The following is a 26,848-nucleotide window of genomic DNA, read 5'->3' as shown; positions in this document are numbered from 1 at the left end:
GGCGACATGAGCGGGAACGACCGCGAGGCGGCCGTACGACGGCTCCTGGAGCAGGCGCCACGCTCCCTGCCGCCCGAGATCCACACGGAGGCGGTGCGCCGCGGCGGCCGCATGCTGCGGCGCCGGACGCTCGCCCGCCGCGCTCTGTGGCTGCTGATGCTCGCGGCGGCCCTGGCGTTCACCGTGTGGGCGCTGACGGCCCGCCCGTGGGTGGAACCGCCGTCCGAGACGACTCCACCCCTGAGCGGCTGGTGACCCCGTGAGGGGGCCGGTCTAGCCGAGCGCCTGCTGAAGGTCCTCCAGCAGGTCCTCGGCGTTCTCGATGCCCACGGACAGACGCACCAGGTCACCGGGAACCTCCAGCGCCGAGCCGGCCACGGACGCGTGCGTCATGCGGCCGGGGTGCTCGATCAGCGACTCGACGCCGCCCAGGGACTCGCCCAGCGTGAAGATCTTCGCCCGGTTGCACACCTCGACGGCCGCCTCCTCACCGCCCTCGACACGGAAGGAGACCATGCCGCCGAACGACTTCATCTGCTTGGCGGCGACCTCGTGACCCGGGTGCTCCGGCAGCCCCGGGTAGAGCACGCTGCTCACGCGCGCGTGCCGGGTGAGCATGTCGGCGATCTTGGCCGCGTTCTCGCTGTGCCGGTCCATGCGCACGGACAGGGTCTTGGTGCCGCGCAGCACCAGCCAGGAGTCGAAGGGGCCGGCGACCGCGCCCATCGCGTTCTGGTGGAAGGCCAGCTCCTCGCCGAGGCCGGCGTCGCCGGTGATCAGCGCGCCGCCCACGACGTCGGAGTGACCGCCCATGTACTTGGTCAGCGAGTGCACGACGATGTCCGCGCCCAGCGCCAGCGGCTGCTGGAGGTAGGGCGTGGCGAAGGTGTTGTCGACGACGAGGCGGGCGCCCGCGTCCCGGGCGACCTGGGCGACGGCGGCGATGTCGGTGATGCCGAGCAGCGGGTTGGAGGGGGTCTCCACCCAGACGACCTTGGTCTTCGGGGTGACGGCGGCCCGCACCGCGGCCGGGTCGCTCGTGTCGGCGACCGACCACTCCACACCCCAGCGGGCGACGACCTTGGCGAACAGACGGAACGTGCCGCCGTACGCGTCGTTCGGGATGACCACGTGGTCGCCCGGGCTGAGCAGCGTACGCAGCAGGCAGTCCTCGGCCGCCAGCCCGGACGCGAACGCGAGACCGCGGCGGCCGCCCTCCAGGGCGGCGAGGTTCTCCTCCAGCGCGGTCCTGGTGGGGTTGGCGCTGCGGCTGTACTCGTAGCCGCCGCGCAGGCCGCCGACGCCGTCCTGCTTGTAGGTCGAGACCTGGTAGATCGGCGGGACGACCGCGCCCGTCAGGGGGTCGGCGGTGTTGCCCGCGTGGATCGCGAGCGTCTCGAAGTGCTGACTGATGTGCCTGTCGCTCATGAGCACCGAGGGTAGTGCGCCGGGGCGAAGAGTGCCGGGGGTCCGGGTGACGCGGGGTTTTCCACAGGTTCGGGGAGCAGGTTGGCCAATTGTCGGCGCGGTCTGGTTCGCTTGTTGCATGGAGATTCTCTGGGTCCTGATCGCGCTGGTCATGCTGGGCTTCGTGCTGCTCCCCTTCCTGCGGCGCAGGCGCGGTGGTGCGATAGGGCTGGTCTCGCCCGACCACCCGGACGCGGCCGACCCGGCGAACTACGGCTTCGTCCTGGAGGAGGAGCTCGACATCCGCATGCCCGGCCCCGACCAGGACCTGCTGGACGTCTTGGACGTGGTGCAGCGCACGCAGGACTACCGCGCCGCGCAGCAGCTCCTGGCGGGCACGGAGACGGAGGGCGAGCGGCGCTGGCAGCGCGTCCAGGCCTTCGCGGGCGCCGCCTCGCTGGAGCTCTCGCGGCGGTCCGGCGGGGTGAGCGAGGCGCCGGGCGGGCAGTGGCTGCGCGTGTGGCGGGCCGAGGCGCCCAAGGACGCGGGCGGCGCGGCGGTGCACGCCGAGTTCCTCGTGCAGCAGGCCTGGCGTACGGCCACACCCGGGACGGACGAGTTCCGGATCATCATGGAGGAGGCGAGGACGGCGTGTGGCGAGGCGGCGCTGCTCGCCCCCGGCGACCCGATCCCCTACATCGTCGAGCTGTCGGTGGCCCGCGGTCTCGGCTACTCCCAGAAGGACTTCGAGCAGATCTGGCTGAAGATCCTGGACCGCGCCCCGGCCCACATGGGGGCGCACCTGGCCGCGCTGCACTACTGGTGCGAGAAGTGGCACGGCTCCCGCGCGGAGGCCTACTCGTTCGCCGAGGCCGCGGCGGCCCGGGCTCCCCAGGGCTCCCTCCTCTCGGCGATGCCCCTCTTCGCGGTGTTCGAGCACCTCCCCGAGGTGACCCTCGTCGCGAGCTTCTGGCAGAGCGAGGTGGTCACGAAGGCGGTCCACGGCGCGCTGCACGCGGTGCACTCGGCCCGGCCGGACGACCCGATGCTGGCGCACGTACGGCACATGCTGGTGTTCTTCCTGGTCCGCAGCGAACGCTGGTCGGAGGCGATGAACCAGCTGGTCCACATCGACGGCCATGTGGGCGCCCTGCCCTGGACGCTGTCAGCCGACCCGGCGGCGGAGTTCGCGGTGTACCGGGCGCTGGCGGTGGCGGGCTACGAGGCGAACGGCGGCAGCCCCGCGAGCCTGCCGCACTGACGCCGGCCCTTGCGGTTCCCCGCCGGAATTCCGGGAAGTCCCGGCACGTTGCAGAGGACGCCGACCCGATGGGAGACCGCATGTTCGCGCACAGCCGCACGCCCCACCTGCCGACCCCCGAGCAGGCGCTGCCCGGCCGCCCGGAGCCGGTGTTCACGGTCCCCGACCGCCACACCGTCCTCGGCAACCCGCTGCTCGGCCCCTACCCCGAGGGCCTGGAGACCGCCGACTTCGGCCTGGGCTGCTTCTGGGGCGCGGAGCGCAAGTTCTGGCAGCTCCCGGCCGGTGTGTGGACGACGCTCGTCGGCTACCAGGGCGGTCACACGGAGAACCCCACGTACGAGGAGGTCTGTTCGGGCCTGACCGGCCACACGGAGGTCGTGCGCGTGGTCTTCGACCCGGCGCGGATCTCGTACGAGCGCCTCCTCAAGACGTTCTGGGAGTCCCACGACCCCACGCAGGGCTTCCGCCAGGGCAACGACGTGGGCACGCAGTACCGCTCGGCGGTCTACACCCACACCCCCGAGCAGGAGGCCACCGCCAGGTCCTCCCGCGAGGCGTACCAGAAGGTCCTCACCTCCTCCGGCTACGGCAGCATCACCACGGAGATCGTCTCGGCGCAGGGCCGCCCCTTCTATCCGGCGGAGGGATACCACCAGCAGTACCTTTCAAGCAGCAAAAACCCGAACGGGTACTGCGGGGTGGACGGCACGGGGGTGTCTTGCCCGATCGGTGTCGCCAAGGCCGGTGGGTGACCCTTCGGGCTCCGCTGGGCACTGCGCATCCTCAGCTGGTACGCCGTCCGCTGACGGCGCGCTTCCGGGGGCGGGGCTGCTGCGGGTGCGCTCGCAGCCAATAGGGTGCCTGCGTGACTGCGCCTCTGAGTTCCGACAGATCCCGTGCCGCGTTGCGGATATCCGCGCGGGTGTCCGCTGAGTTTCTGCTGGTGTTGGCCGGGCTGACCGTGACCCTGTGGCTGCTGGGCCGGATGTGGTCGGTGGTGTGGCCGCTCGTGGTCGGGCTGCTGCTGACCACGCTGACCTGGCCCGCGGCCCGGTTCCTGCGCCGCCGGGGGTGGCCGCCCGCGTTGGCCGCCTCGGTCGTGACCGTGCTGTTCCTGCTGGTCGCAGCCGGTGTGGTCGCACTGATCGCCGTGCCGGTGGCGTCCCAGTCCGGGGAGCTGACCGACGGTGTCGTGCAGGGCATCCAGCGGCTGCGCGAGTGGGCCGCCGGGCCGCCGCTGAACATCGGTGACGCGCAGATCAACCAGGCCTTCGACAGTGCGGTCGCGCGCGCCCAGGAGGGCGTCGGCAGCATGGTGGGCGCGGTCGTCACGGGGGTGAGCACCGTGGTCAACGGTGTCGTCACCGCCGTCCTCGCGCTGTTCCTGATGTTCTTCTTCCTCAAGGACGGCCCGCGGTTCCTGCCGTGGCTGTCCCGTCAGCTGCCCGGCCGGCTCGCCACCGACGTGCCGACCGTGTTCGAGCGCGGCTGGGCCACCCTGGGCTCCTTCGTGCGCTCCCAGGCGGCGGTCGGCCTGCTCGACGCCGTGCTGATCGGCCTGGGCCTGTGGATCCTGGGCGTTCCCCTGGTGCTTCCGCTGGCCGTGCTGACCTTCGTCTCCGCGTTCGTGCCGATCATCGGCGCCCTGTTCGCCGGGTTCGTCGCGGTGCTCATCGCGCTGGTCTCCAACGGCCTGACGGACGCGCTGATCGTGCTGGCGATCATCGTCGTGGTGCAGCAGCTGGAGGGCAACGTCTTCCAGCCCATGATCCAGAGCCGCGGCCTGGGCCTGCACGCGGCCGTCGTGCTGCTGGCGGTGACCCTGGGCGGCAGCCTGGCCGGCATCGTCGGCAGCCTGCTCGCCGTCCCGGTCGCCGCGCTGATCGCGGTGGTCTGGAACTACGTGCGGGAGCAACTGATCGATCCGGCGGACGAGGCGAGCACCGGCGAGCCGGACGCCGACGCCGCCGACCCGTCCTGATGGGCCGGTAGCCGGGGCCGGCAGCCGGAGCCGATGACCGGAGCCGACAGCCGGAGCCGGTTACCGGCCAGGCCGGTAACCGGGAAGGCGGAGCCCGTGACCAGGGCAGCCGGGGCCGTTGGCCTGAGCTCGCGGCCGGGCCGGCCGAAGCCGGTACCCGGAGCCGGTGTCCCGGACCGGCCGAGGCCCGTAGCCGGAGCCCGTGATCGGGGCGGACGGCGCCGCGCGAACGGCCCCGTCCAGGTCGCGGGGCCGCTTCCCGCTTGCGAGTCTGCAGGCGAGAGGAGTGCCGCCCATGGTTCCTGCCGCGTCACCCGTACGTCTGGAAGCGTCCGTCGATCCCCGGCTGTCCCGATGGCTGTGGCTGGTGAAATGGCTGCTCGCCATCCCGCACTACGTCGTGCTGTTCTTCCTGTGGATCGCGTTCGCCGTCGTGACCGTGATCGCGTTCTTCGCCGTCCTGTTCACCGCGCGCTACCCCCGTCCCCTCTTCGACTTCAGCGTCGGTGTACTGCGCTGGAACTGGCGGGTCACCTACTACGCGCACACCGCGCTCGGCACCGACCGGTACCCGCCGTTCACTCTCGCCGACGTACCCGACTACCCGGCGCGCTTCGACGTCGCCTACCCCGAGCGGCTGTCGCGCGGACTGGTGCTGGTGAAGTGGTGGCTGCTGGCGATTCCCCAGTACGTCGTCGTCGCGATGTTCGCCGGTGGCGGCTGGGACGGCGGGGACACCTGGCGGGGCGGCGGGCTGATGCCGTTCCTCTCCCTGGTGGCCGTCGTCATCCTGCTCTTCACAGCCCGCTACCCGAGGCACCTCTTCGACTTCCTGATCGGCCTCGCCCGCTGGGCGGCGCGGGTGGCGGCCTACGCCGCGCTGCTGACGGACCAGTACCCACCGTTCCGGCTCGACATGGGCGGGCAGGAGCCCGCACCGGCGTCACCACCGGCATCGCCGCCACCGGCGGACCCGCTGACCAAGGCCTGACCCCGCAAAGGGCGCAATCCACAGCGGAAGCGTTTCCTCCCGCCCTACGCTCCCTCGCATGGTTCTCAGACGAGCGTTACAGCTGATCATGGTCATCGCTCTGGCCCTCGCGGGGGCGGTCCAGGGCGGATCGGGCACGGCGCGGGCGGAGGAGGACGGCACGGCGACCGGGCGGCAACTGCTGTTCTACAACCATGCCTACGGCGTGCTCGACCGGGAGACCGCGGACGCCATCGAGCACTCCTCCTACCTCCGGGACTTCGCCGCCTTCCAGGTCCGCACCACGACCGGTGCCGGCGGGCAGACCTGGACCGGCCGCTATCTGATGGGGCGCGAGACCTACCTGGAGTTGTTCGGGGTGGGTGACCTGCCCGGCAAGGACGGCACCCTCGGCGCCACCGGCATGGGCGTGTCCACCGAGCGCGCCGGTGACCTGCCGACGGTGGTCGAACGGCTGCGGAAGGCCGGGATCACCGACCCTGTCGAGTTCCGGCAGACCCGCGACTTCGGCGACGGCGTTCCCGTGCCCTGGTTCGACGCCGTCTTCACCACCGGCGAGTACGACCTGTTCGGCACCTGGGGGATGGAGTACCGGCCGGAGTACTTCGCCGACCCGCGCGGCAACACAGAGCCCGCCGCCCACCCCGGTGACGTGGGCCGGGAGCGCTACCTGCCCGACACCTACCGCGACCGTCTGATGCGGGACGTGACCGGGATCCGGCTCGCGGTGACCGCACGGGACCTCGCCAGCACGGTGCCGTTGCTGAAGGCCGGCGGTTTCGCGGTCCGGTCCCTGCCGGGTGGGGGCGTCGTCGCGAACGGCGGCGGCACCACGATCCGCTTCGACTCCGTGCCCGTGGAGCAGGTGGGCCTCAAGCAGGTCGAGATGTCACTGAACCAGCCGGTGTCGTACCGGCACGTGGAGCGGATCGGCCACTCGGCCCTCGTGGTCGGCCCGGGCTCACGCGCGGTGTGGACCTTCCAGGAGCAGGACCCGCCCGGCACAGCGGGCCAAGGGTCCTAGGGGCACCGCCTAGGCAAGCCTCTCCCTCAGGAACTCCTCCCACGTCCGCTTCCCCGCCTGCGCCCCGTCCAGCGTCAGGTTCGCCCCCGCCCGGTACGCCCGCCCCGCCTTGCCGGGGATGCGCACCGGCAGCATGGGGCGGCGCCTGCCGCGCAGGCCGAGGTAGGGGCGGGCCAGCGCGGCGAGGTCGTGGACGTCCGGCCCGGTCAGGTCCGGGACCAGGCCGGACGGGGTGCCGAGGGCCAGTTCCGTGAGGCGGGCGGCGACCTCGCGCGGATCGACCGGCTGGAGCCGGAGGCCGCCGGGGACCGGGAACACCGGCAGCTTCGCCGTCTTCTCGACCATGGTGAACACGAGGTCGTGGAACTGGGCCGCGCGCAAGGTCGTCCACGGGATGCCCGAACCGGCGACGGCCCCTTCCGCCTCCAGCTTCGTCCGCATCCAGGCCAGCGGCACCCGGTCGGCGCCGATGACGGAGATGTAGAGCAGGTGGCGTACGCCGGCCCGGGACGCGGCGCGTACCAGCGTGCGGGTCGCCTCGTCGTCGCCCTTGGGACCGCCCGCCAGGTGCAGCACGGTCTCCACTCCGTCGACAGCGGCCTCGACACCCTCGCCCTTCAGCAGGTCGCCGGTGACGTACGCGATGCCGTCCGTGGCGGGGCGGGCGTGCCGGGTGAGGATCCGCACGTCGTGGCCGGAGGCGCGCAGCAGCGGGACGAGGTGGCCGCCCAGGGTGCCCGTGCCGCCGGTGACCAGGATCGGTGATGTCATGACTGCTCCCCAGCTCGTCGGCCGTGTCTCGTTGGCCGTGTGATGTCGCCTTTCGCCGGTATGACGTGTGGCGGCGCGACGATGTGACGAGCCGGGGGGCGGAGGCCCGGCGGCGGCTCAGCCGCCGCTGCCGTAGGGCCTCGTGATGATCTCCAGGCGGTGGCCGTCGGGGTCGTCGAAGTACGCCCCGCGGCCGCCGTCGTTGTGGTTGATCTCGCCGGGACGGCTGTGGAACGGGTCCGCCCAGTACGTCAGGCCGGCTTCCCGGATGCGGCCGAAGATCTCGTCGAACTCGTCCTCCGAGACGAGGAAGGCGTAGTGCTGCGGCGTGATGGCGCCGGGACTGTCCATGAAGTCGAGTGTCACGCCGTTGGAGATCTCGACCGGGAGGAACGGGCCGTAGGGCGGACTGACGTCGAGCCCCAGGAGGTCGGCGAGGAACCGGGCCGAGGCGCGCTTGTCGTGGGCGGTGACGATGGTGTGGTTCAACTGCACGGTCATGGTGGGCCTCCCCTGACGTACTTGGCGGACCCCCCCCGGTGCACTCCCCTCACGCGTACCCCGCGCACTCCCCCACGTGTACCCCGCGTGCGCCCCGTCGTGCATCACGCGTGCGCCCCGTCGTGCATCACGAACGCCCTGAGGGCCCCGGCACACGTCCGGGGCCCTCGGGGGGTGCGTTCCAGCGAGTCAGCGGGTCATCGCTCAGATGGTCGCCGTGTCGATCACGAACCGGTAGCGCACGTCGCTGGCCTGGACCCGCTCGTACGCCTCGTTGATCTGGTCACCGCGGATCAGCTCGATCTCGGCGCCGAGGCCGTGCTCGGCGCAGAAGTCCAGCATCTCCTGGGTCTCCGCGATGCCGCCGATCATGGAACCGGCGAGGGTCTTGCCGCCGCCGATCACCGAGAAGAGGTTGAGGGAGATCGGCTCCTCGGGGGCGCCGACGTTCGCCAGCGTGCCCTCGGTCTTCAGCAGTGACAGGTAGGCGTTGAAGTCCAGCGGGGCGGAGACCGTGGACACGATCAGGTCGAACGTGCCGGCCAGCTCCTCGAAGGTCTTCGGGTCGCTGGTGGCGTAGTAGTGGGCCGCGCCCAGTCGCAGGCCGTCCTCCTGCTTGCGCAGGGACTGCGACAGCACGGTCACCTCGGCACCGAGGGCGTCGGCGATCTTGACGCCCATGTGGCCGAGGCCGCCCAGGCCGACGATCGCGACCTTCTTGCCGGGGCCGGCACCGAAGCGCCGGAGCGGGGAGTACAGGGTGATGCCGGCGCACAGCAGCGGGGCCGCGACGTCGAGCGACAGCCCGTCGGGGATGCGGACGACGAAGTTCTCGTCGACGACGACCTTCTGCGCGTAGCCGCCGTAGGTGGGCTCGCCGTCCTTGCCGATGCCGTTGTACGTGGGGACGTTGCCCTTGACGCAGTACTGCTCGCGTCCGTCCTTGCAGTTCTCGCACTCGCGGCAGGAGTCGACCATGCAGCCGACGCCCACACGGTCGCCGACGGCGAACTTCGTGACGCCCGGACCCACCTCGGTGACGACACCGGCTATCTCGTGGCCGGGGACCATCGGGAAGATCGCCTCGCCCCAGCCCTCCTGGGCCTGGTGGATGTCCGAGTGGCAGATGCCGGCGAACTTGATGTCGATCAGGACGTCGAACTCGCGCACCGCGCGGCGCTCGATGGTGGTGCGCTCCAGCGGAGCCTTGGGAGCGGGAGCGGCGTACGCAGCAACAGTGGTCATGCCGGGGGTTCTCCTAGCGGGGGTCGTGTGCCCGGCTGCCTTCTGGATCTTCTGACCGGGCACGATCACCAGCGTGCCCGATCCGCGAGCGCTCACCCAGACCACGCTTTTGCGTACGCACACGGTGCGTACCACTGGTGGGGTCAGGCTCGTGTGCGTACGACCGTGAATACTGGACGGCATGGACGAACAGCCCGAACCCGCACAGACGGCCGGTGGCGGCCTGGACCGGCGCGCCGACCTCAGTGAGTTCCTGCGCACCCGGCGGGCCCGGCTGAAGCCCGAGGACGTGGGGCTGCCCGACTTCGGGCGGCGCCGGGTGCCCGGGTTGCGCCGCGAGGAGCTGGCGCAGCTGGCCGGGGTGTCCGTGGCGTACTACACGCGGCTGGAGCAGGGCAACGGCCGCAACGTCTCGGCGGAGGTGCTGGACGCGATCGCGCGCGCTCTGCGGCTGAGCGACGCCGAGCACGCGCACCTGATGCATCTGGCGAAGCCGAAGCAGCACAAGAAGAAGACGGTGGCGCGCAGCCAGCAGGTGCGGCCGGCGCTGCGGCATCTGCTGGACTCGATCGAGAGTGTCCCCGCGTACATCGTCGGACGCCGCTCCGACATCCTGGCCTGGAACCGCATGGCCTCGGCCCTCTTCGGCGACTGGGCCGAGGTGCCGGCCCAGGAGCGGAACTGGGCGCGGATGGTTTTCCTCCGCCCGGAGTACCGCGAGCTGTACCTGGAATGGGAGCAGAAGGCGTCCGACATGGTCGGCTACCTCCGCATGGACGCGGGCTGCCACCCGGACGACCCGCGGCTGTCGGCCCTGGTGGGCGAGCTCTCCGTGAAGAGTGAGGACTTCCGCCGCCTGTGGGCCGCCCACGACGTCAAGGAGAAGAGCTACGGCGTCAAGCGCATGCGCCACCCCCTGGTCGGCGACCTGGCCTTGTCCTTCGAGACGTTCCGCCTGGTGGACGACGGCGAGCAGTCCCTGATCACGTACCACGCGGAACCGGGCACCCCTTCGGCGGAGGCCCTGCGCCTGCTGGCGAGCTGGGGGGCGGACGCGACCCGCTCCGGCACCAGGGCATCGGCGCCGTCGGAGTAGGAAGAGTCCGCTGGCCGGCCCGGGGCTCCTCGGCCCGCTGCCGTGCCGTCAAAGAGCCCCTGCCGACGCGGCAGGCCCGCCGGAAGCCGAGGCTTCCGACGGGCCGTCAACGCGCTTGCCCTACGGCATGGTCACTTGCCGAAGTACGCGTTGTAGATCGAGATCGTCGACTTGTTGCCCTTCTTGTCGGCGATCTTGGCGTGGAAGGAGATGCCCTTCCCCTTCGCCGGGTTCTTGACGCTCACCTTGCCGTCCTTGACGGTGAGCTTCTTCCAGGTCTTGCCGTAGTCGTACGACGCGTACACCGCCAGCGACTTCAGGTTGCTGCCCTTGGCCGCGCCCTCGACGGTGACCGGGATCTTGACGGTCTTGTCGGCCGGGGCCTTGCTGTCCAGACCCGTGGCCGCGAGGAAGCGGGCCGTGGAGACGGGCAGCTTGGTGATGTCGCTGGTCTTCTTCGAGCGGAACGTCCAGCTGGCGTCGACCCGCGTGGAGGCCGCCGCGACCTTGACGCTGCGCTTGACCGACGTCGTCAGTTTGTACGCGGCGTCACCGGCCGGGACCTTGAACTGCTTGTCGCCGAACAGCGGGTCGTCGTTGCTGCCGACCTTGGTGCCGTTGCGGTACAGGGTCGTGTCGACCGCGGAGAAGTCGGAGTAGCCCACGTTGCCCTTGCCGTCGGCGAACAGCGGCAGGGAACCGTAGATCTCGTTGCCCTCGCGGAAGACACCGAAGTCGGTCGTCAGGCGCGGTCCGAAGACAGCCGTGTTGACGGTCTTCGAGTAGCTCTTGCCGGCGGCGAACTTGTGCGTGCCCATCGCGTAGGCGGCCTCGTCGACCGGGAACCCGTCCTCGTCGACACCGCCGGACTGCGCGAATTCGAGCTGCCACTTCACGCCGCCCTGCGCGGACAGGTGCAGAGTGCGGGTGCCGGGCAGCGTCTGCAGCATGCCGATCGAGGAGGCGCTGGAGCTCCACGGCATCCAGCCCACCGCGTTGACCGAGCCCTTCTTGCCGCTCGCCGAGGCGCCGAGACCCGCCTTCACCGTGGCGAGTTCGCCGGCCTTGTAGTGCTTGGTGAAACCGGTGGCGAGCTGCTTGACCGGGCCGCCGGCGACGATGTTGTACTCCTCCTTGCCGCCCTTGGACCAGTGGCCGTCCCACTGCTGGGTCACCGAACCGTCGGTGATCTGCGAACCGACGTGGGCGGTGCGGATGTCGGCGAAGGAGTCCAGCCACCAGCCGAAGCCATGGCTCGCGTCACCGGCCTCCACGGTGTAGTCGGCCGAGGCGAACTCCGACTTGACGCCCGTGGCCGGGACGGTGATGTTCACCGGCTTGGCCTTGCGGGCGTCCAGCGTGACCGTCGTGTTCTTGGTGACGCTCAGCTTGGGCTGGGCCAGCCAGTCGACGCCCTCGAACTTCTCCGGGTCGTCGCCCACGAAGATGTTCGCGTTGAGGACGTAGGTGCCCTTGGGGACACGGGCGGTGACCGTGCCGTCCTCGTCGTACGGCATGGACGACTTACCCTTGCCCAGGCCCGCGAGGCCGGTCAGGTCGGCGCTGTAGTTCTTCGCCGCCTTGCCGTCGCGGTCGAGGAACTTCATCGTCACGTCGTACGACTCGACCTCGCGCTGCACCGCCGCCGCCGTGCGGACGGTCTGGCCGCCGCCCGTGGCCGTCACGTACGCCGAGTACGCTCCGTCGACCGTGCCGCCCAGCTTGGTGTTGACGGTGAACGGCACGGAGGCCTTGCCGCCGGCCGGGACCGTCACCGAGGTGGCGCCGAGCTTGAAGAAGCCGGCCGGGGCCGCCTGGCCCTTCGGGTTGGTGGCTGTCGACGCCAGCTTCAGCGTGACGTCCTTCGTACCGAGGTTGCGGTACGTCAGCTCCTTGGCGACCGGCTTGTCGTCGGTGTGCGGCCACTGCTGCACGCCGAAGCTCACCGAGGCCGGCTCGGCGATCACGGTCTGCTTGATGGCCTTGTCGACCTGGATCCGGCCGGAACCCTGCTGGAACGGGGTGTACTTGCCGCCCTTGGTGGAGCCGGTGAGGGCGCCCTTCAGCTCGGCGTACTTCCACTCCGGGTGCTGCTGCTTGAGGATCGCCGCCGCGCCCGCCACGTGCGGGGTCGCCATCGACGTACCGGAGATCGTCATGTAGCCGGCCGGCTTCTCGCCGACCTCCTGGGCTATCAGGTTGCCCTCGGCGGAGGCCGCCGTGATGTCCACGCCGGGCGCGGTCACGTCGGGCTTGAGGGCGCCGTCCATACCGGGGCCGCGGCTGGAGAAGTCGGCGAGCTTGTCCTTGTCGTCGACCGCGCCGACGGTCAGGGCCGCGGCGGCGCTGCCCGGGGATCCGACGGTCTGCTCGCCGAAGTCGCCCTCGTTGCCGGCGGCGATGGCGAACAGGACGCCCTTCTCCTCGGAGAGCTTGTTCACCGCCGCTTCCATCGGGTCGATCGCGGGCGAGTCCGGGCCGCCCAGGCTCATGTTGATGACGTCGGCACCCTGCGCGGCGGCCCACTCCATGCCGGCGACGATCTCGGAGTCGCTGCCGAATCCGGCGTCGTCGAGCACCTTGCCGTTGAGGATCTTGGCGCCGGGCGCGACACCCTTGTACGTGCCGCCGGACTTCGCGCCGGTGCCGGCCGCGATGGCGGCGACGTGCGTGCCGTGGCCGACCTTGTCGGTGGTGTCGGGCGCGCTGGAGAAGTTCTTGGCGTCGACGACCTGGCCCTTGAGGTCGGCGTGCGTGCCGTCGACACCGGTGTCCAGGACGGCGATCCTGACGCCCTTGCCGTCGTAGCCGGCCGACCACGCCTTGGGGGCGCCGATCTGCGGGACGGACTTGTCGAGGCTGGCCTTGCGGACGCCGTCGAGCCAGACGTGTGCGATGCCGGAGGCGGTCTTGTCACCGTTGGTGACCGCGTCCCAGAGCTCGGGCGTCTCCGCCTGCGGCGTCTGGACCGCGTCGGCGTTCAGGGTCTTCAGCGTGCGGCTCAGGGTGCCCGCGTCACGGACGTCGGCCTTGGTGGACGCGGCGCTGCCCTGGTAGCCGACGATGACCTTCAGGCCCTTCTTCTGGGCCTTCCGGGTCGTCGACTTGTTGAGCTCGGTGACGTCGAACAGCCGCTGGTCGAGCTTGCCGGTGGCGACCAAGCGGGCCGCGTCGGCCGGGATGACGAGGGTGTGGCCGTCGACCTTGCGGATCTGGACGGGTACGTTCTCGCGGCCCTTGGCGTGCTCCAGGCCGATGACACGGCCCTTGGCGTCCAGGACGACGCGGTCGCCGGTGATCAGTGTGATGCGGTGCTTGGCGGTAAGGGACGCCGGCTTGGCGGACGCTGCCGCCTGCTCGCCGTTGGCCGACGCCGGGCTGGTCATACCCGCCGCCAGGGCCACGGCCGCCGCTGTGGCGACCGTGGCCGCGCACGCCCTTTTCACTTGTCTGCGCAAGTTTCCCCCTTGCAGAAGAACCGGGCGAATTCCCCGTTCACCCGGCCGGGGGTGGTCTCGTACGCATGCCCGTACACCCCCGGAATAGGCAGTATGCCGAGGGGTGATCAGGTGCTCAATAGATGAGAAGAAGGTAAGAATTCCGTCGGCTGACTGTTACACGGCCGTCGGAACTCCGTTACAGGGCAGCGTGGTTACGCACGCGTGTTCTCCTTGACGCTGATCCGGCCCTTGCGGATCGTCGCCAGGCACGGGGCCCGATCGCCGAGTCGTGGGTGATGGCCGTCGGGCCGATAAGAGACGAAAAGGCCGCCGCCCACCCCTGGCGAGGGGTGGGCGGCGGCCTTTTCGTCAGCGAAGCCGGCGAACCGTCAGACCGCAGAGCCGGCCTTCCAGTCGGCCCAGTTCATGTTCCAGCCGTTGAGGCCGTTGTCCGGCGCGATGGTCTTGTCGCCGGTGTTCTCGACGACCACCACGTCACCGAGCATCGAGTTCTTGAAGAACCACGCACCCGGGGTGTTCGGGTCGTTGGCGCCCTTGGCGTCCTGGAGGCCGACGCAGCCGTGGCTGGTGTTCACGCTGCCGAAGATGGACTTCGCGCCCCAGTAGTTGCCGTGGATGAACGTGCCGGAGCTGGAGAGGCGGATGGCGTGCGGCACGTCCTTGATGTCGTACTCGCCCTTGCCGTCGTCGTCCGTGAAGCCCACGGTCGCGCCGTTCATGCGCGTCTCCTTGAACTTCTCGGACATCACCATGATGCCCTCGTAGGTCTTGTTCTCGGGCGAGCCGGCGGAGATCGGGATCGTGCGGACGACCTTGCCGTCCTGCGTGATCTTCATCTGCTTGGTCTTCGCGTCGACGTACGAGACCTGGTTGCGGCCGATCTTGAAGGTGACCGTCTTCTGCTGGACGCCGAAGACGCCCTTGGCTCCCTCGACGCCGTCGAGCGCGAGCTTCAGCGTGACGGTGGAGCCTTCCTTCCAGTAGTCCTCGGGCCGGCAGTCCATGCGGTTGGCGTTGAACCAGTGGCAGGCGACCTCCTGGCCGCCGGTCGTGCTGACCTTGATGCCCTTCTGGACCGCGGCCTTGTTGGTGATCGCCTTGTCGAAGTTGATCGAGACCGGCATGCCGACGCCGACGGTGGTGCCGTCGTCCGGCGTGAAGTTGCCGATGAAGCTGTTGGCCGGAGAGACCGTGGTGAACGAGGCGTTCTCGTGGGCGACGCGTCCGTCGGAGTCCTTCGCCTCGGCCGACAGCTTGTAGGTGGTGGACCGCTCCAACTGGGTGGTGGGCTTCCAGCTGGTCTTGTCGGCGGATATCTGGCCGCTGACCTCCGCGCCCTCCGACGTCGTCATCTTCACGTTCGTGAGCGTGCCCTTGCTCACAGTGACGGCGGCGGAGTTGTTGATGGAGGCGTTGTCGGAGCCGTCCTCGGGTGTGATCTTGATCTGGGCCTCGGAAGCCTTCTTCGCCGCGGCCTCGTCGACCTTCGACTGGGAGCTGTCGCCGCCGTCGCCCCCGGAGGCGCCGTCGTCGCCTCCGGAACACGCCGAGAGCATCAGCACTCCGCCGAGCAGTGCGGACGCGACCGTCAGGCCCTTGCGCCGCTTACTGACCGTCATCACACGCTTCTCCATCGTTGCCGATTTCCCCAGAACCCCGAGTGTTCCCGTCACAACTGAGTGCCCCCGCCGCCACTCGTGAGTCCTCGTCCCGAACTCTCAACGCTACGACCGGTTCGTCCGGTTCCCCATGTCACGCAGGTGTGGGGATCACCACGTCCGTGACGGACGGTGCCGGCGATACGGGGGCGGTCGGTGCGCCGCTTGAGACGCGAAGACCCCGGGCGGCGGTTGCCACCCGGGGTCACGATTTTCCCGGACGCTCAGCCGTCGCTGTCGTCGCCATCATCCTCGTCGAGGTCCCAGTCGGGCGAATCGGGGTCGTAGTCGATGCGCTCGCTGCTCCAGGAGGCCTGCTGGAGCTCCACCCCCGGCACCTGACTGACCAGGTCGAACGGGTCCACGAGGTAGGCCAGGGCCTCCGCGGTGTCTTCCGTCACAGCGCTCTCGGCGTGGGCCCGCTCCGACGCCGGCATCTCTGCCTCGTCGGCGATCCGGCGCAGTGCCGACTTGGTGACCGCGTCCGCGTCGTCGACCTCAAGGACGAGTTCCACCCGAAGCCGTACAAAACGTGATGTCTCTGGAGTGCTCATGGCGCGAGCGTACGTCCAGGTCCTCCCGTGACTTTCCCGTGACCCGCGACTTTCACTAACATCGCCTCACACGGCCAATTCGCCAGCGCCACAAGGGGGATCGATATTCCGTGTCATCCGCTCGCCGATCGTTGCTGACCGCCACCGCCGCGGCGTCCCTGCTGGGCGCCCTGTGGTTCGTCCCGTCCGCGAACGCGACGTCGGACTCCCCGGTGAGAGACGCGGTCTCGGCGAGTCCGTCGCCGCAGGTCACAGAGCAGGCGCGGATCGCCGCCACGACAGCGGACGCCCCCGTCGGCGGCACCCGCCTCGCCGACACCGGCAGCTTCGACAGCACGCCGTACGTGCTCGGCGGGACCTTCTGCCTCACGCTGGGCGCCGGGTTCGTCGTGTACTCGGTGCGCCGGGAACGTCTCGGTTTCTGACGGCGGTTGACGCGGGACCCCGCCGGACGGCAGGGCCCCGCGTGCACTGACGGCAGGGCCCCGCCCGCCCTGACGGCAGGGCCCCTCCGGCCCTACCGGAGCGGCCCGGTGACCTTCTCGACCGCGGCCAGCAGCCGTCCGTCGCGCACGAAGGCGTCCGCCGCAGCGAGGTCGGGCGCGAGGAACCGGTCGGGTCCGGGACCCTGAACTCCCGCCTCCCGCAGGGCGTCGATGACCGCCCGCGACGCGGGCGCCGGCGTCAGCCCCTCGCGCAACTCGACGGCGCGCGTGGCGGCGTAGAGCTCGATGGCGATCACACGGGTGAGGTTGTCGACGGCCGTACGCAGCTTGCGCGCCCCCGACCAGCCCATCGAGACGTGGTCCTCCTGCATGGCGGAGGACGGGATCGAGTCGGCCGAGGCGGGTACGGCGAGCCGCTTCAGCTCGCTCACCAGCGCGGCCTGCGTGTACTGAGCGATCATCAGGCCCGAGTCCACACCGGCGTCGTCGGCGAGGAACGGCGGCAGGCCGTGGCTGCGGTTCTTGTCGAGCAGCCGGTCGGTGCGCCGCTCGGCGATGGAGCCGAGGTCGGCGGCGGCGATGGCGAGGAAGTCCAGGACGTAGGCGACGGGCGCCCCGTGGAAGTTGCCGTTGGACTCCACGCGGCCGTCGGGCAGCACGACGGGGTTGTCCACCGCGGACGCCAGCTCGCGGTCGGCGACCAGCCGGGCGTGGGTCATGGTGTCCCGCCCGGCGCCGGCGACCTGCGGGGCGCAGCGCACCGAGTAGGCGTCCTGGACACGCGGGGCGTCGTCCTGGTGGTGCCCGGTCAGGCCCGAGCCCTTCAGCACGGCCAGCATGTTGGCGGCGCTGGCGGCCTGCCCCGGGTGCGGCCGGATGGCGTGCAGTTCGGGGGCCAGGACCCGGTCGGTGCCGAGCAGGGCCTCCAGGGACAGGGCGGCGGTGACGTCCGCGGACCGGTAGAGCGTGTCCAGGTCGGCCAGGGCCATCACCAGCATGCCGAGCATGCCGTCGGTGCCGTTGAGGAGGGCGAGGCCTTCCTTCTCGCGCAGTTCGACCGGCTGGATGCCGTGCGCGGCGAGGAGTTCGGCGGCCGGGCGCACGACACCGTCGGGGCCCTCCGCGTCGCCCTCGCCCATGAGCGCCAGCGCGCAGTGGGACAGCGGCGCGAGGTCGCCGGAGCAGCCGAGGGAGCCGTACTCGTGGACGACCGGGGTGATTCCGGCGTTGAGGAGGTCGGCCATGGTCTGCGCGACCTCGGGCCGGACGCCGGTGTGCCCGGAGCAGACGGTCTTCAGCCGCAGGAACATCAGGGCGCGCACGACTTCGCGCTCCACGGCCGGGCCCATTCCGGCGGCGTGCGAGCGGACGATGTTGCGCTGGAGCTGTGCGCGCAGCTCGGGGCTGATGTGCCGGGTCGCCAGGGCCCCGAAGCCGGTGCTCACGCCGTACACGGGGTCCGGCTTGGCCGCCAGCGCGTCCACGATCTCGCGGGCCGCGGCGAGGGCGGCCACGGCCTCCTCGGAGAGCTCGACGCGGGCGCCGCCGCGCGCCACGGCGAGCACGTCGGACGCGGTCACCCCGGCCGTCCCCACCACCACAGTGTGCATATCCATATTCAGGAGCGTACGCAGTGAATTCGACGATGTCACCACTGGGGGCGGGGTTCACCCCTTACCGAATGCGTCACACCGCCGGTTACCGGTCACACCGCCCGGGCCGGGGTCAGGGCGCGTGCCGGCCCCGGAACCGCCGGCGCTCACCGCCGGACTCCTGGGACGGCTCGTCCGCCAGCCGCACGACGGGATCGTCGGGCCCGGCCCGCCCCGCCACGACCGGCCTGCTCGCCCGCTCGGCCTTGGCCCGGTACTGGGCGGCGTCGGCGAGCCGGAAGAGCCGCCGGGCCGAGCGCACGGGCCCGATCGGGTCCTCGGTGGAGGCGACCCCGCAGGCCACTCCGTCCCCGAGCTCCAACTCCGCTGCCCTGCGGCACAGTTCACCGGCCGCCTTGACGACCTGGTCAGCGGGCGGCCCGACCGCGAGCAGACAGAACTCGTCCCCGCCGAGCCGTGCGGCCAGCGCCCCGGGCAGCATGGCCCCGCACAGCGACAGCACCGACCCGAACCGTTCCAGGAGCCGGTCGCCGGCGGCGTGCCCATGGGTGTCGTTGACCCGCTTGAGCCCGTTCAGATCGCAGACGACGAGACTGACGACGGCCCCGTCCCTGCGGTGCCGCTCGATCGCCCGCTCCAGGCGTACGTCCACGGCACGGCGGTTGGCGAGCCCGGTGAGGGAGTCGGTGAAGGCGAGCCGCCGGGCCTCCTCCAGCCGCTCGGTCTGGGCGATGCCGGCGGCCACGACGGAGGCCAGGACCGTGGCGAAGTCGGCGTCGCCCCGCCCGAAGACGGCCTCACCGGCCGGGCGGGCCACGTACAGCTCGCCCCAGGCCCGGCCGTGCAGCACGATGGGCGCGACCACGCAGCAGCCGCGGCCCCGGCGGCGCAGGGCGGCGACCCGCTGGTGGCAGTACCCGGACTGCCGCCCGGCGGCGGGCCCTTCGGCGGTCTCCACCCAGGCGTCGGGCTCCCCGCCGCCGGCCCACTGCTCGTGCAGGAACTCGGTGATCTCGGCGAACTGGTGCACCGGGTAGGCCTCGTCCTCCGGGAACTCCTCCTCGCCCTCCGCCAGCTCGCCGACGTTCACGAGGACCCGCAGCCGCCCGAGCTCCCGCTCCCACACCGACAGCGCGGCGAAACTCCCACCCAGCGCCCGGCACGCCCCGACGGCCGCGGCACGCCACGCCTCACGCGACCCGTGTGCGGCCGCCATCCCCTGAGCCAATGCGACGACGGCCGCCAGCCGTCTGTCCTCACCCATCACTCCAGGCTAGGGAGTTTCCAGCCAGACTGACCTGTTTACGACGCGAACGGGGACGACCGATCTCGCCCGGTCCGCTCCGGCCCCTACTCCCCCGGCCACTGCGGCTTGCGCCGCTCGTTGAAGGCCGCGACACCCTCCGCCCGGTCCCCCGAGAACGCCGTGGCCCGCCATGCCGCGTCCTCGACCTCCAGCCCGGCACGCAGATCCAGTCCCTGCCCGAGCCGCAGCGCCCGCTTCGCCGCCCGCAGCCCCACCGGGGAGTTCCCGGCGATCCGGGCCGCCAGCGCCAGCGCCGCCTCCCGGTCCCGCCCCTCCTCCACCAGCTGATCGACCAGCCCCAGCTCGCCGGCCTCCGCGGCCTCCACCCGCCGCGCGGAGAAGATCAGCTCGGCCGCCCGGGCCGCCCCGACCCGCCGCGGCAGCAACTGCGTGCCCCCGCCCCCGGGGATCACCCCGACCGACACCTCCGGCAGGCCCACGACCGCCGTCCGGTCCGCCACGATCACGTCGCAGGCCAGCGCCAGCTCGAACCCGCCCCCGAGCGCGAACCCGTGCACCGCCGCCACCGTCGGCACCGGCAGCTCCAGCACCCCGGTGTACGCCCCCCGTGTCACCGGCCGCTGCCGCAGCAGATCCGCGTCGCTGAACGAGTTCCGCTCCTTCAGATCTGCGCCGACACAGAACGCCCGCTCGTGCGTCGAGGTCAGGACGACGGCCCGCACCTCCCGGTCCTCCCCCAGCGCCGCACACGCCCCGGCGATGGAGCGCGCCATCTCCGTCGACACCGCGTTCATGGCCTTGGGCCGGTCGAGGACGAGCTCCGCGACGTGCCCCTGCTCGTGCCGCCGCACCGCCACGAACTCCCCGAACCGTTCCTCACTCATGACACCCTCCGGTTAACGCGGGTTAACAAGGTCGACGCTCAGATCATCGCAGCCGCACCCCACCCGCGAAAGGGCGGACGCCCCCGGCCCCACCACCCCCGCCGACCCGTTCGAGTGACATCACCGCAACTCCCACCCAACCGCCCATGGGAGCGCATAGCGTGCGTCCCCCACGGCGCACAGGGGGCGCATGTGCATCGGGGAGGGACCGTGATGACGACGAACACGCCGACGAAACCGCACCAGGCCACCAGGGCCGCCCCGGCACCCCGCCGGCGGGAGCCGCCCGCGCCCCACGAGCCGGCCCCGGCCGAAACCCCCCGCGTCCGGGGCCGTCACCGCAAGCCCCACCCCCGCAAGGTCCTGCTCGCCGCCGGCGGCCTCGCCCTCGCCGCGGGCGCCCTGAGCCTCCTGCGCCTGACCTCCGGCCCGGGTCCCGACGCCCGCATCGTCGAGGCCGGGCCCCGCCCGGAGCCCGTCACCACCGCCACGGACGACACCACCGGCACGGCCGCGGCCTTCCCGGCGGCCCCCGACACGAGCCCCTCGTCGCCCGCGGCCCTGGGCGGCCTCACCCCGTCACCGGCCACCAAGGGCGCGCGCCCCTCCCCGTCCACCACGACCGGCCCTCCGGCGGCCTCCACGGCAGCCGTCCCGGCGCCCACGACCATCCCCGGCACGCCGAACCCGCCGAACGCCCCCGCCCCGGCACCGACGACCCCCGACGGCGACACCACGCGCCCGACCCCGGCCCCGGCACAGCCCGCACCGCCGAGCCGGACCACACCGACCCAGGCGCCCAAGCCCGAGGAGACGGAGAAGCCGCATGACCCGGGCCTGTGCGTACCGGTCATCGGCCTGTGCGTGGACTCGCCGGTCGACCGCCGCTGACACCTTCTCGACGGCCGGTAAGGGCACGCCCTCGCCGACACCCGGGTTACGGACGCCCGGGTTACGGACGCCTGGGTTACGGCGCGCTGTCCCGCCGCGTGAGCAGCCACGGCTCCACGACGCCCAGGCCACGCACCGGCCGCTGCCACATCGGCTGCAGCCCGAACCGGTACGACGGGGGCTCCTCGCCCTCCTTCTCCGCCGCCGCGGCCTCCTCGACCGCCTCCGCCTCCGAGGCCGGGGCGTCCTGCGTACGGATCAGCTCCTCGGCGAAGGCGGTGTCGACGAGGACGGCGTCCTTCGGAGCTATCGAGGTGAGCCGGGAGGCCAGATTCACGGTCGTACCGAACACATCACCCATACGGGTGGTCACCGTGCCGAACGCCATGCCGACGCGCAGCTCCGGCATCGTCTCGTCGTGCGCCATGGTCTCGATCAGCCGCAGGGCGATCTCGGCGGCCGTACCGGCGTCGTCGGCGGCGTAGAGCACCTCGTCGCCGAGGGTCTTGATCAGCCGCCCGCCGTTGGCGGCCACCAGGTCCGCGGCCGTGGTCTCGAAGGCCTCGACCAGCTCGCCGAGCTCCTCCTCCTCCATGCGGCGGGTGAGCCGCGTGAACCCGACCAGATCGGCGAAGCCGACGGCGAGGCGCCGGTCGACCATCTCCTCGTCGTCGGCCGCCTGCACGACCCGTCCGGCCGAGGCGGCGAGCTGCCGGCGCCAGACGTAGACCAGGAACTCCTCCAGCTCGGGCAGGAGCAGCTCGACGATCGGGTACGTCACCTCGGTGCGCGTCATGCCCGGCTCGGGCGGCTCGGTCAGCCCCTCCAGGAAGGAGTCGATCTGCCACTCGGCGAGCCGCGCGGTGGTCTGCCCGGTGGACCGGGCCACCTGCACGGCCATCGCCTCGCTCAGCAGCCCCGCCTCGACGAGACCGGCGAGGCGCCGCAGGGCGAGCACATCGGCCTCCGTGAGGGCCTTGGCCTGGCCGATGTCGGCGAAGCCCATGGCCCGCCAGAAGCGGGAGGCCAGTTCCATGGAGACGCCGGCGCTGCGGGCCGCCTGAAACGGGGTGTAGCGGCGCTCGGCGCCCAGGATGAGCCCTTCGAGGCGCAGGGCGAGCGGGTCCTCGCCGGAGTCGGCGCCCTGCGCGTCCTCGCCGGAACCCGAGTCGTCGACGGTCACGCGTGTTGCCCTTCCGATCTGTCACGGTCATGTATCGACCGGCCTCAACTCTACGGCAGGTGTGCGCCAGCTCACTCCGATAGGCACCGAGCTGCGGGCATGCGTGCCGCCGGGGGGCACGGGTGGGCGCTGCGCCGCTGCGGGCATGCGTGCCGCCGGGGCGGCACGGGTGGGCGCTGCGGCGCCCCGCTCCGCCGGGTTGCGGACCCACCCGGCCTCAGCTCACGCCGGCCTCAGGTGCACGATGTCCCCGGCCCCGACCGGCTCCTGCACCCCCTCCTCTGTCGCCAGCACCAGTCGCCCGTCCCCGTCCACAGCCACCGCTTCCCCCACGACCGACCGATCCCCCGGCAGCTCCGCCCGCACCACTCTCCCGAGCGTCGCGCAGCCGGCCGCATACGCCTCCTGCAACCCGCTCGGCCCCGGGTCGCCCCCGGCCCCGCGCCACTTGCCGTACCACTCCTCCAGCGAGCGCAGCACCCCCCGCAGCAGCGGATCCCGGTCCGTGCTCACGGCCCCGGCCAGGCCCAGCGACCCCGCCGTCGGCACCGGCAGTTCGTCGTCCTTGAGCGAGACGTTGATGCCGACCCCGATGACGACCCCGTCGCCAGCCCGCTCGGCCAGGATTCCGCCGGCCTTGCGCTCCACGCCCCCCACCGTGACCAGCAGGTCGTTCGGCCACTTCAGGGCCGTGTCCACGCCGGCCGCACGCGACAGGCCCGTCGCCACCGCGACGCCCGTGAGCAGCGGCAGCCACCCCCAGCGTGCGACCGGCACCTCGCTCGGTGTGAGCAGGACGGAGAAGAAGAGGCCGGAGCGGGGCGGCGCCGTCCACTGGCGGTCGAGGCGGCCGCGGCCCGCCGTCTGCTCCTCGGCGACCAGCACCGCGCCCTCGGTCACCTCGCCCTTCGCCGCCCGGGCCACCAGATCGGAGTTCGTGGAGCCGGTGCGCTGCACCACGTCCACCTCCGACCACAGCCCTCCCTGCCGCACCAGACCCCGGCGCAGGGCCGTGACGTTGAGGGGCGGGCGGCCAAGGTCGGACCATCGGCTCGACCTCGGCTCACGGGGCCCGTCGGACGAGTTTCCATCTGCACCTGGTGGCGTCTTCATGCAAGCCACCCTAGGTTTGACATCCTCCATCCCGCAGAGGGAGTGGATTCCAGCGACACCTTGATCGTATGCGCCGCCGTTGGCCGCTGCGCCGCCGGTTCCGTAGATCTCATCGGCGATCCTGGGAAGGCAGGGGCGGTGTGGCAAACGCCGCACTGCCGATGTGGAGGCCCCCCACTACTCTACGGATGAGTAACCGTCCCCCCTTTTGAGCAGGCAGGGAGCCGCATCCCGATGTCCGAGCCGGAAGAGCAGCAGCAGCCCGACATTCACACGACCGCGGGCAAGCTCGCGGATCTGAAGCGACGCATCGAGGAAGCGACACACGCCGGCTCCGCACGCGCAGTCGAAAAGCAGCACGCCAAGGGCAAGCTGACGGCCCGTGAGCGGATCGAGCTCCTGCTCGACGAGGGCTCCTTCGTCGAGCTGGACGAGTTCGCCCGGCACCGCTCCACCAACTTCGGCCTCGACAAGAACCGCCCCTACGGCGACGGCGTCGTCACCGGGTACGGAACCGTCGACGGCCGTCCGGTCGCCGTGTTCTCGCAGGACTTCACCGTCTTCGGCGGAGCCCTCGGCGAGGTCTACGGGCAGAAGATCGTCAAGGTCATGGACTTCGCCCTGAAGACCGGCTGCCCGGTCATCGGCATCAACGACTCCGGCGGCGCCCGCATCCAGGAGGGTGTCGCCTCGCTCGGCGCCTACGGCGAGATCTTCCGCCGCAACACCCACGCCTCCGGCGTCATCCCGCAGATCAGCCTGGTCGTCGGCCCCTGCGCGGGCGGCGCGGTCTACTCCCCGGCCATCACCGACTTCACGGTCATGGTCGACCAGACCTCGCACATGTTCATCACCGGCCCCGACGTCATCAAGACCGTCACGGGCGAAGACGTCGGCTTCGAGGAACTGGGCGGCGCCCGCACCCACAACGCGACGTCCGGCGTCGCCCACCACATGGCGGGCGACGAGAAGGACGCCATCGAGTACATCAAGCAGCTGCTGTCCTACCTGCCGTCCAACAACCTCTCCGAGGCACCGGCCTTCCCCGAGGAGGCCGACCTCGAGGTCAGCGACGAGGACCGCGAGCTGGACGTGATCGTCCCGGACAGCGCCAACCAGCCGTACGACATGCACGCGGTGATCGAGCACGTCCTGGACGACGCCGAGTTCTTCGAGACGCAACCGCTGTACGCGCCGAACATCGTCACCGGCTTCGGCCGCGTCGAGGGCCACCCGGTCGGCATCGTCGCCAACCAGCCCATGCAGTTCGCCGGCTGCCTGGACATCAAGGCCAGCGAGAAGGCCGCCCGCTTCGTGCGCACCTGCGACGCCTTCAACGTCCCGGTCATCACCTTCGTCGACGTCCCGGGCTTCCTGCCCGGCGTCGACCAGGAGCACGACGGCATCATCCGCCGCGGCGCCAAGTTGATCTACGCCTACGCCGAGGCGACCGTCCCGCTCATCACGATCATCACCCGCAAGGCGTTCGGCGGCGCGTACGACGTCATGGGCTCCAAGCACCTGGGCGCCGACCTCAACCTCGCCTGGCCCACCGCCCAGATCGCCGTCATGGGCGCCCAGGGCGCGGTCAACATCCTGCACCGCCGCACCATCGCCGAGGCCGAGGCGGGCGGCGAGGACCTGGAGGCGGTCCGCGCCCGGCTGATCCAGGAGTACGAGGACGCCCTCCTCAACCCCTACGTCGCGGCCGAGCGCGGCTACATCGACGCCGTGATCCTGCCCTCCGACACCCGCCGTCACGTCGTACGCGGCCTGCGTCAACTGCGTACCAAGCGGGAATCCCTGCCTCCGAAGAAGCACGGCAACATCCCCCTCTAGCCCGCAGCGAGCCCAGGAGGCCCACATGACGATCAAGGTCGTACGGGGCAACCCGACCCCGGAGGAGCTGGCCGCCGCCCTGGCGGTGGTCAGGGCCCGCGCCGCGGCGGCGGCAGCCGCCCCGCCCGGCGCGCCGACGTCCCGCGATTCCTGGTCCGACCCGTCCCGCATCGCGTCCCACCGCCTGCCCCTGCCGGGACCGGCGGCGTGGGGCCGCACCTACTGGCCGGGGTGACCTGTGGGGTGGGCCCGACAAGTTGAGTACGCGTACTCAGGCGCCGGCCCACCCCCCCTCCGACCATGGAAGGCATGCTGTGGTCCGACCCCGAGAACGAACCGCCCGAAGAACTGCGTGACATGCAGGGCATGCTGCGGCGGCTGAGCGTTCTCCTGGCCCTGGCGATGGTGCTCGCGATGATCGTGATCGGAGTGAGGTGAGTCCGCCTCGCCAAGGTGACTAACCTGACGGGCATGACTGATCAGCGCCGCAGGCGACTCGTCCTCGCCTCCCAGTCCCCCGCCCGGCTCGGACTGCTCCGCCAGGCCGGCCTCGCCCCCGAGGTGATCGTGAGCGGCGTCGACGAGGACGCCGTCACCGCCCCCACCCCCGCCGAGCTGGCCCTCGCCCTGGCCGAGGCGAAGGCGTCCGTCGTGGCGGCCCGGCCGGAGGTCAAGGGCGCGCTCGTGATCGGCTGCGACTCGGTGCTCGACCTGGACGGCCAGGCCCTCGGCAAGCCCGCGGACGCAGGGGAGGCCACCGCCCGCTGGAAGTCGATGCGCGGCCGCGCCGGCACCCTCCAGACCGGCCACTGCGTCTACGACACGCTCACCGGCCGCTACGTCTCCGCCACCGCCTCCACGGTCGTCCACTTCGGCGACCCCAGCGACGAGGAGATCGCCGCCTACGTCGCCTCCGGCGAACCCCTCTACGTCGCCGGGGCGTTCACACTGGACGGCCGCTCGGCCCCGTTCATCGACGGCATCGACGGCGACCACGGCAACGTCATCGGAATCAGCCTGCCCCTGCTGAGGCGGCTGCTGGCCGAACTGGGTGTCGGCATCACGGAGTTGTGGGCGCCGGCGGAGAAGTGACCGGGGACCCCTCGCCGCTCCTCCCGCCTCCGGGCGCGGTGTCGGCGGGCTCGGCCGGACGGTCGTACGTCATCAGCAGCAGCACGATCAGGGCGAGCACCAGCACCATGAACAGGAACGCGGGCCAGCCGACGAGCCCCACGGTGAACGCGCCCAGCAGCCCGTGCACGACGGCCGCGCTGATCAGCAGCACGCGTCCGAAGCCCGCCGGGGGCCGGTCCCGCAGCGCCACGAGCAGGGCGACCAGGCCGCACAGGGCGAAGTAGAGGCCGAAGGCGATCCCGCCGATCTTCGACGACACCGACATCATGTGCGGGTCCAGCCCGGCCAGCGACATCTCCTGCCGGTCGACGACGACCCCCAGGAACCAGTTGAGCGCGGCGATTCCGAACGCCTCGGCGAACAGCACCACCGCCACGACCCACGCCACCGGCCTGCGTATCACCGGGCCCACCCTCTTCCGCTTTGGGACACCGCGAACGCTACTAACGGGTAAACCCCGGGACAAGGGTTCGGCCGCCGGCAAAGAATCATTGGGCCATTCGTAGGGACTCCACAAAGAAACCG

General features: G+C 71.3%; 26 protein-coding genes. 13 read left to right on the top strand and 13 right to left on the bottom strand.

The window, feature by feature from the left end; translation table 11 throughout:
- The first annotated feature begins 6 nt into the window (after positions 1–6).
- Positions 7–255, top strand: coding sequence for a hypothetical protein (locus A4E84_RS25545; RefSeq protein ID WP_062928780.1), 249 nt, complete (start codon positions 7–9; stop codon positions 253–255).
- Positions 256–273: 18 nt separating this feature from the next.
- Here A4E84_RS25545 and A4E84_RS25540 read toward each other — a convergent pair whose 3' ends face one another.
- The gene (locus A4E84_RS25540; protein WP_062931613.1) at positions 274–1,428 is read right to left on the bottom strand and encodes a cystathionine gamma-synthase; all 1,155 of its coding nucleotides are present in this window, start codon (positions 1,426–1,428) and stop codon (positions 274–276) included.
- A gap of 118 nt (positions 1,429–1,546) precedes the next feature.
- On the opposite strand from A4E84_RS25540, the gene A4E84_RS25535 reads away from it, so the two are divergent.
- The 5 genes from A4E84_RS25535 to A4E84_RS25515 all read left to right on the top strand — a co-directional run bounded on the left by A4E84_RS25535 (position 1,547) and on the right by A4E84_RS25515 (position 6,667).
- On the top strand, positions 1,547–2,668 hold the full coding sequence (locus tag A4E84_RS25535) for a hypothetical protein (protein WP_062928779.1): 1,122 nt from the start codon (positions 1,547–1,549) through the stop codon (positions 2,666–2,668).
- Between the two features lie 80 nt (positions 2,669–2,748).
- Positions 2,749–3,423 carry a peptide-methionine (S)-S-oxide reductase MsrA gene (msrA, locus tag A4E84_RS25530; RefSeq protein ID WP_062931612.1) on the top strand — a complete coding sequence of 225 codons (675 nt, stop codon included), beginning with the start codon at positions 2,749–2,751 and terminating at the stop codon, positions 3,421–3,423.
- Between the two features lie 113 nt (positions 3,424–3,536).
- The gene (locus A4E84_RS25525) at positions 3,537–4,652 is read left to right on the top strand and encodes an AI-2E family transporter (protein ID WP_062928778.1); all 1,116 of its coding nucleotides are present in this window, start codon (positions 3,537–3,539) and stop codon (positions 4,650–4,652) included.
- A 295-nt stretch (positions 4,653–4,947) separates the two neighbouring features.
- Positions 4,948–5,643, top strand: a complete 696-nt coding sequence (locus A4E84_RS25520; RefSeq protein WP_062928777.1) for a DUF4389 domain-containing protein — start codon at positions 4,948–4,950, stop codon at positions 5,641–5,643.
- A gap of 82 nt (positions 5,644–5,725) precedes the next feature.
- Positions 5,726–6,667: a DUF5829 family protein gene (locus A4E84_RS25515; protein ID WP_062931611.1), complete on the top strand. Its 942-nt coding sequence runs from the start codon at positions 5,726–5,728 to the stop codon at positions 6,665–6,667.
- A gap of 9 nt (positions 6,668–6,676) precedes the next feature.
- Here A4E84_RS25515 and A4E84_RS25510 read toward each other — a convergent pair whose 3' ends face one another.
- The 3 genes from A4E84_RS25510 to A4E84_RS25500 form a co-directional block, all read right to left on the bottom strand.
- Positions 6,677–7,438, bottom strand: coding sequence for an SDR family oxidoreductase (locus A4E84_RS25510; protein WP_062928776.1), 762 nt, complete (start codon positions 7,436–7,438; stop codon positions 6,677–6,679).
- A gap of 117 nt (positions 7,439–7,555) precedes the next feature.
- Positions 7,556–7,939: a VOC family protein gene (locus tag A4E84_RS25505; RefSeq protein ID WP_062928775.1), complete on the bottom strand. Its 384-nt coding sequence runs from the start codon at positions 7,937–7,939 to the stop codon at positions 7,556–7,558.
- Between the two features lie 204 nt (positions 7,940–8,143).
- Positions 8,144–9,184 carry an NAD(P)-dependent alcohol dehydrogenase gene (locus A4E84_RS25500; RefSeq protein ID WP_062928774.1) on the bottom strand — a complete coding sequence of 347 codons (1,041 nt, stop codon included), beginning with the start codon at positions 9,182–9,184 and terminating at the stop codon, positions 8,144–8,146.
- Between the two features lie 181 nt (positions 9,185–9,365).
- On the opposite strand from A4E84_RS25500, the gene A4E84_RS25495 reads away from it, so the two are divergent.
- The gene (locus A4E84_RS25495) at positions 9,366–10,280 is read left to right on the top strand and encodes a helix-turn-helix domain-containing protein (protein ID WP_062928773.1); all 915 of its coding nucleotides are present in this window, start codon (positions 9,366–9,368) and stop codon (positions 10,278–10,280) included.
- 131 nt (positions 10,281–10,411) lie between these two features.
- On the opposite strand, the gene A4E84_RS25490 is transcribed toward A4E84_RS25495, so the two are convergent.
- The 3 genes from A4E84_RS25490 to A4E84_RS25480 form a co-directional block, all read right to left on the bottom strand.
- A complete protein-coding gene (locus tag A4E84_RS25490; protein ID WP_062928772.1) occupies positions 10,412–13,666 on the bottom strand; it encodes a S8 family peptidase in 3,255 nt (1,084 codons plus the stop codon).
- 443 nt (positions 13,667–14,109) lie between these two features.
- On the bottom strand, positions 14,110–15,360 hold the full coding sequence (locus tag A4E84_RS25485; protein ID WP_062931610.1) for a L,D-transpeptidase: 1,251 nt from the start codon (positions 15,358–15,360) through the stop codon (positions 14,110–14,112).
- Between the two features lie 263 nt (positions 15,361–15,623).
- The gene (locus A4E84_RS25480; protein ID WP_062928771.1) at positions 15,624–15,953 is read right to left on the bottom strand and encodes a hypothetical protein; all 330 of its coding nucleotides are present in this window, start codon (positions 15,951–15,953) and stop codon (positions 15,624–15,626) included.
- Positions 15,954–16,063: 110 nt separating this feature from the next.
- Here A4E84_RS25480 and A4E84_RS25475 point away from each other — a divergent pair, with 110 nt between their 5' ends.
- The gene (locus A4E84_RS25475) at positions 16,064–16,378 is read left to right on the top strand and encodes a hypothetical protein (RefSeq protein WP_174569458.1); all 315 of its coding nucleotides are present in this window, start codon (positions 16,064–16,066) and stop codon (positions 16,376–16,378) included.
- 92 nt (positions 16,379–16,470) lie between these two features.
- On the opposite strand, the gene hutH is transcribed toward A4E84_RS25475, so the two are convergent.
- The 3 genes from hutH to A4E84_RS25460 all read right to left on the bottom strand — a co-directional run bounded on the left by hutH (position 16,471) and on the right by A4E84_RS25460 (position 20,163).
- Positions 16,471–18,009: a histidine ammonia-lyase gene (gene hutH, locus A4E84_RS25470; protein ID WP_062928769.1), complete on the bottom strand. Its 1,539-nt coding sequence runs from the start codon at positions 18,007–18,009 to the stop codon at positions 16,471–16,473.
- Between the two features lie 115 nt (positions 18,010–18,124).
- Positions 18,125–19,276 (bottom strand): GGDEF domain-containing protein, encoded by a 1,152-nt coding sequence (locus A4E84_RS25465; protein WP_062928768.1) that lies wholly within the window; start codon positions 19,274–19,276, stop codon positions 18,125–18,127.
- A gap of 86 nt (positions 19,277–19,362) precedes the next feature.
- Positions 19,363–20,163 carry an enoyl-CoA hydratase/isomerase family protein gene (locus A4E84_RS25460; protein WP_062928767.1) on the bottom strand — a complete coding sequence of 267 codons (801 nt, stop codon included), beginning with the start codon at positions 20,161–20,163 and terminating at the stop codon, positions 19,363–19,365.
- A 213-nt stretch (positions 20,164–20,376) separates the two neighbouring features.
- Between A4E84_RS25460 and A4E84_RS25455 the strand changes: the two genes are divergently transcribed.
- Positions 20,377–21,054: a hypothetical protein gene (locus A4E84_RS25455; protein WP_062928766.1), complete on the top strand. Its 678-nt coding sequence runs from the start codon at positions 20,377–20,379 to the stop codon at positions 21,052–21,054.
- Between the two features lie 76 nt (positions 21,055–21,130).
- Here A4E84_RS25455 and A4E84_RS25450 read toward each other — a convergent pair whose 3' ends face one another.
- Entirely contained in the window at positions 21,131–22,237 is a 1,107-nt protein-coding gene (locus A4E84_RS25450) for an adenylate/guanylate cyclase domain-containing protein (RefSeq protein ID WP_062928765.1), read from the bottom strand.
- 222 nt (positions 22,238–22,459) lie between these two features.
- The gene (locus A4E84_RS25445; RefSeq protein ID WP_062928764.1) at positions 22,460–23,350 is read right to left on the bottom strand and encodes a biotin--[acetyl-CoA-carboxylase] ligase; all 891 of its coding nucleotides are present in this window, start codon (positions 23,348–23,350) and stop codon (positions 22,460–22,462) included.
- 234 nt (positions 23,351–23,584) lie between these two features.
- On the opposite strand from A4E84_RS25445, the gene A4E84_RS25440 reads away from it, so the two are divergent.
- The 4 genes from A4E84_RS25440 (at position 23,585) to A4E84_RS25430 (ending at position 26,281) form a co-directional block, all read left to right on the top strand.
- Positions 23,585–25,189, top strand: coding sequence for an acyl-CoA carboxylase subunit beta (locus tag A4E84_RS25440; protein ID WP_062928763.1), 1,605 nt, complete (start codon positions 23,585–23,587; stop codon positions 25,187–25,189).
- 25 nt (positions 25,190–25,214) lie between these two features.
- The gene (locus A4E84_RS25435) at positions 25,215–25,424 is read left to right on the top strand and encodes an acyl-CoA carboxylase epsilon subunit (RefSeq protein WP_062928762.1); all 210 of its coding nucleotides are present in this window, start codon (positions 25,215–25,217) and stop codon (positions 25,422–25,424) included.
- A gap of 74 nt (positions 25,425–25,498) precedes the next feature.
- On the top strand, positions 25,499–25,627 hold the full coding sequence (gene mmpB / locus A4E84_RS45255; protein WP_107308373.1) for a morphogenic membrane protein MmpB: 129 nt from the start codon (positions 25,499–25,501) through the stop codon (positions 25,625–25,627).
- A gap of 33 nt (positions 25,628–25,660) precedes the next feature.
- Positions 25,661–26,281, top strand: a complete 621-nt coding sequence (locus tag A4E84_RS25430) for a Maf family protein (RefSeq protein ID WP_062928761.1) — start codon at positions 25,661–25,663, stop codon at positions 26,279–26,281.
- On the opposite strand, the gene A4E84_RS25425 is transcribed toward A4E84_RS25430, so the two are convergent.
- Positions 26,250–26,726: a hypothetical protein gene (locus A4E84_RS25425; protein ID WP_062931609.1), complete on the bottom strand. Its 477-nt coding sequence runs from the start codon at positions 26,724–26,726 to the stop codon at positions 26,250–26,252. The two genes, A4E84_RS25430 and A4E84_RS25425, sit on opposite strands and share 32 nt — an antisense overlap.
- Positions 26,727–26,848: the final 122 nt, after the last annotated feature.

This window comes from Streptomyces qaidamensis (assembly GCF_001611795.1).
In the GTDB taxonomy this organism is placed as follows: Bacteria; Actinomycetota; Actinomycetes; order Streptomycetales; family Streptomycetaceae; genus Streptomyces; species Streptomyces qaidamensis.
Note: the sequence above shows the minus strand (reverse complement) of the source record. Positions and strands in the feature narration are given on the sequence as shown.

What these genes read in the sequence shown, in the direction of transcription:
- A4E84_RS25545 (WP_062928780.1), top strand. Translation starts at nt 7, where the DNA reads ATGAGCGGGAACGACCGCGAGGCGGCCGTACGACGGCTCCTGGAGCAG.
- A4E84_RS25540 (WP_062931613.1), bottom strand. Translation starts at nt 1,428, where the DNA reads ATGAGCGACAGGCACATCAGTCAGCACTTCGAGACGCTCGCGATCCAC.
- A4E84_RS25535 (WP_062928779.1), top strand. Translation starts at nt 1,547, where the DNA reads ATGGAGATTCTCTGGGTCCTGATCGCGCTGGTCATGCTGGGCTTCGTG.
- msrA (WP_062931612.1), top strand. Translation starts at nt 2,749, where the DNA reads ATGTTCGCGCACAGCCGCACGCCCCACCTGCCGACCCCCGAGCAGGCG.
- A4E84_RS25520 (WP_062928777.1), top strand. Translation starts at nt 4,948, where the DNA reads ATGGTTCCTGCCGCGTCACCCGTACGTCTGGAAGCGTCCGTCGATCCC.
- A4E84_RS25510 (WP_062928776.1), bottom strand. Translation starts at nt 7,438, where the DNA reads ATGACATCACCGATCCTGGTCACCGGCGGCACGGGCACCCTGGGCGGC.
- A4E84_RS25505 (WP_062928775.1), bottom strand. Translation starts at nt 7,939, where the DNA reads ATGACCGTGCAGTTGAACCACACCATCGTCACCGCCCACGACAAGCGC.
- A4E84_RS25500 (WP_062928774.1), bottom strand. Translation starts at nt 9,184, where the DNA reads ATGACCACTGTTGCTGCGTACGCCGCTCCCGCTCCCAAGGCTCCGCTG.
- A4E84_RS25495 (WP_062928773.1), top strand. Translation starts at nt 9,366, where the DNA reads ATGGACGAACAGCCCGAACCCGCACAGACGGCCGGTGGCGGCCTGGAC.
- A4E84_RS25490 (WP_062928772.1), bottom strand. Translation starts at nt 13,666, where the DNA reads ATGACCAGCCCGGCGTCGGCCAACGGCGAGCAGGCGGCAGCGTCCGCC.
- A4E84_RS25485 (WP_062931610.1), bottom strand. Translation starts at nt 15,360, where the DNA reads ATGACGGTCAGTAAGCGGCGCAAGGGCCTGACGGTCGCGTCCGCACTG.
- A4E84_RS25480 (WP_062928771.1), bottom strand. Translation starts at nt 15,953, where the DNA reads ATGAGCACTCCAGAGACATCACGTTTTGTACGGCTTCGGGTGGAACTC.
- hutH (WP_062928769.1), bottom strand. Translation starts at nt 18,009, where the DNA reads ATGCACACTGTGGTGGTGGGGACGGCCGGGGTGACCGCGTCCGACGTG.
- A4E84_RS25465 (WP_062928768.1), bottom strand. Translation starts at nt 19,276, where the DNA reads ATGGGTGAGGACAGACGGCTGGCGGCCGTCGTCGCATTGGCTCAGGGG.
- A4E84_RS25460 (WP_062928767.1), bottom strand. Translation starts at nt 20,163, where the DNA reads ATGAGTGAGGAACGGTTCGGGGAGTTCGTGGCGGTGCGGCGGCACGAG.
- A4E84_RS25455 (WP_062928766.1), top strand. Translation starts at nt 20,377, where the DNA reads ATGACGACGAACACGCCGACGAAACCGCACCAGGCCACCAGGGCCGCC.
- A4E84_RS25445 (WP_062928764.1), bottom strand. Translation starts at nt 23,350, where the DNA reads ATGAAGACGCCACCAGGTGCAGATGGAAACTCGTCCGACGGGCCCCGT.
- A4E84_RS25440 (WP_062928763.1), top strand. Translation starts at nt 23,585, where the DNA reads ATGTCCGAGCCGGAAGAGCAGCAGCAGCCCGACATTCACACGACCGCG.
- A4E84_RS25435 (WP_062928762.1), top strand. Translation starts at nt 25,215, where the DNA reads ATGACGATCAAGGTCGTACGGGGCAACCCGACCCCGGAGGAGCTGGCC.
- mmpB (WP_107308373.1), top strand. Translation starts at nt 25,499, where the DNA reads ATGCTGTGGTCCGACCCCGAGAACGAACCGCCCGAAGAACTGCGTGAC.
- A4E84_RS25430 (WP_062928761.1), top strand. Translation starts at nt 25,661, where the DNA reads ATGACTGATCAGCGCCGCAGGCGACTCGTCCTCGCCTCCCAGTCCCCC.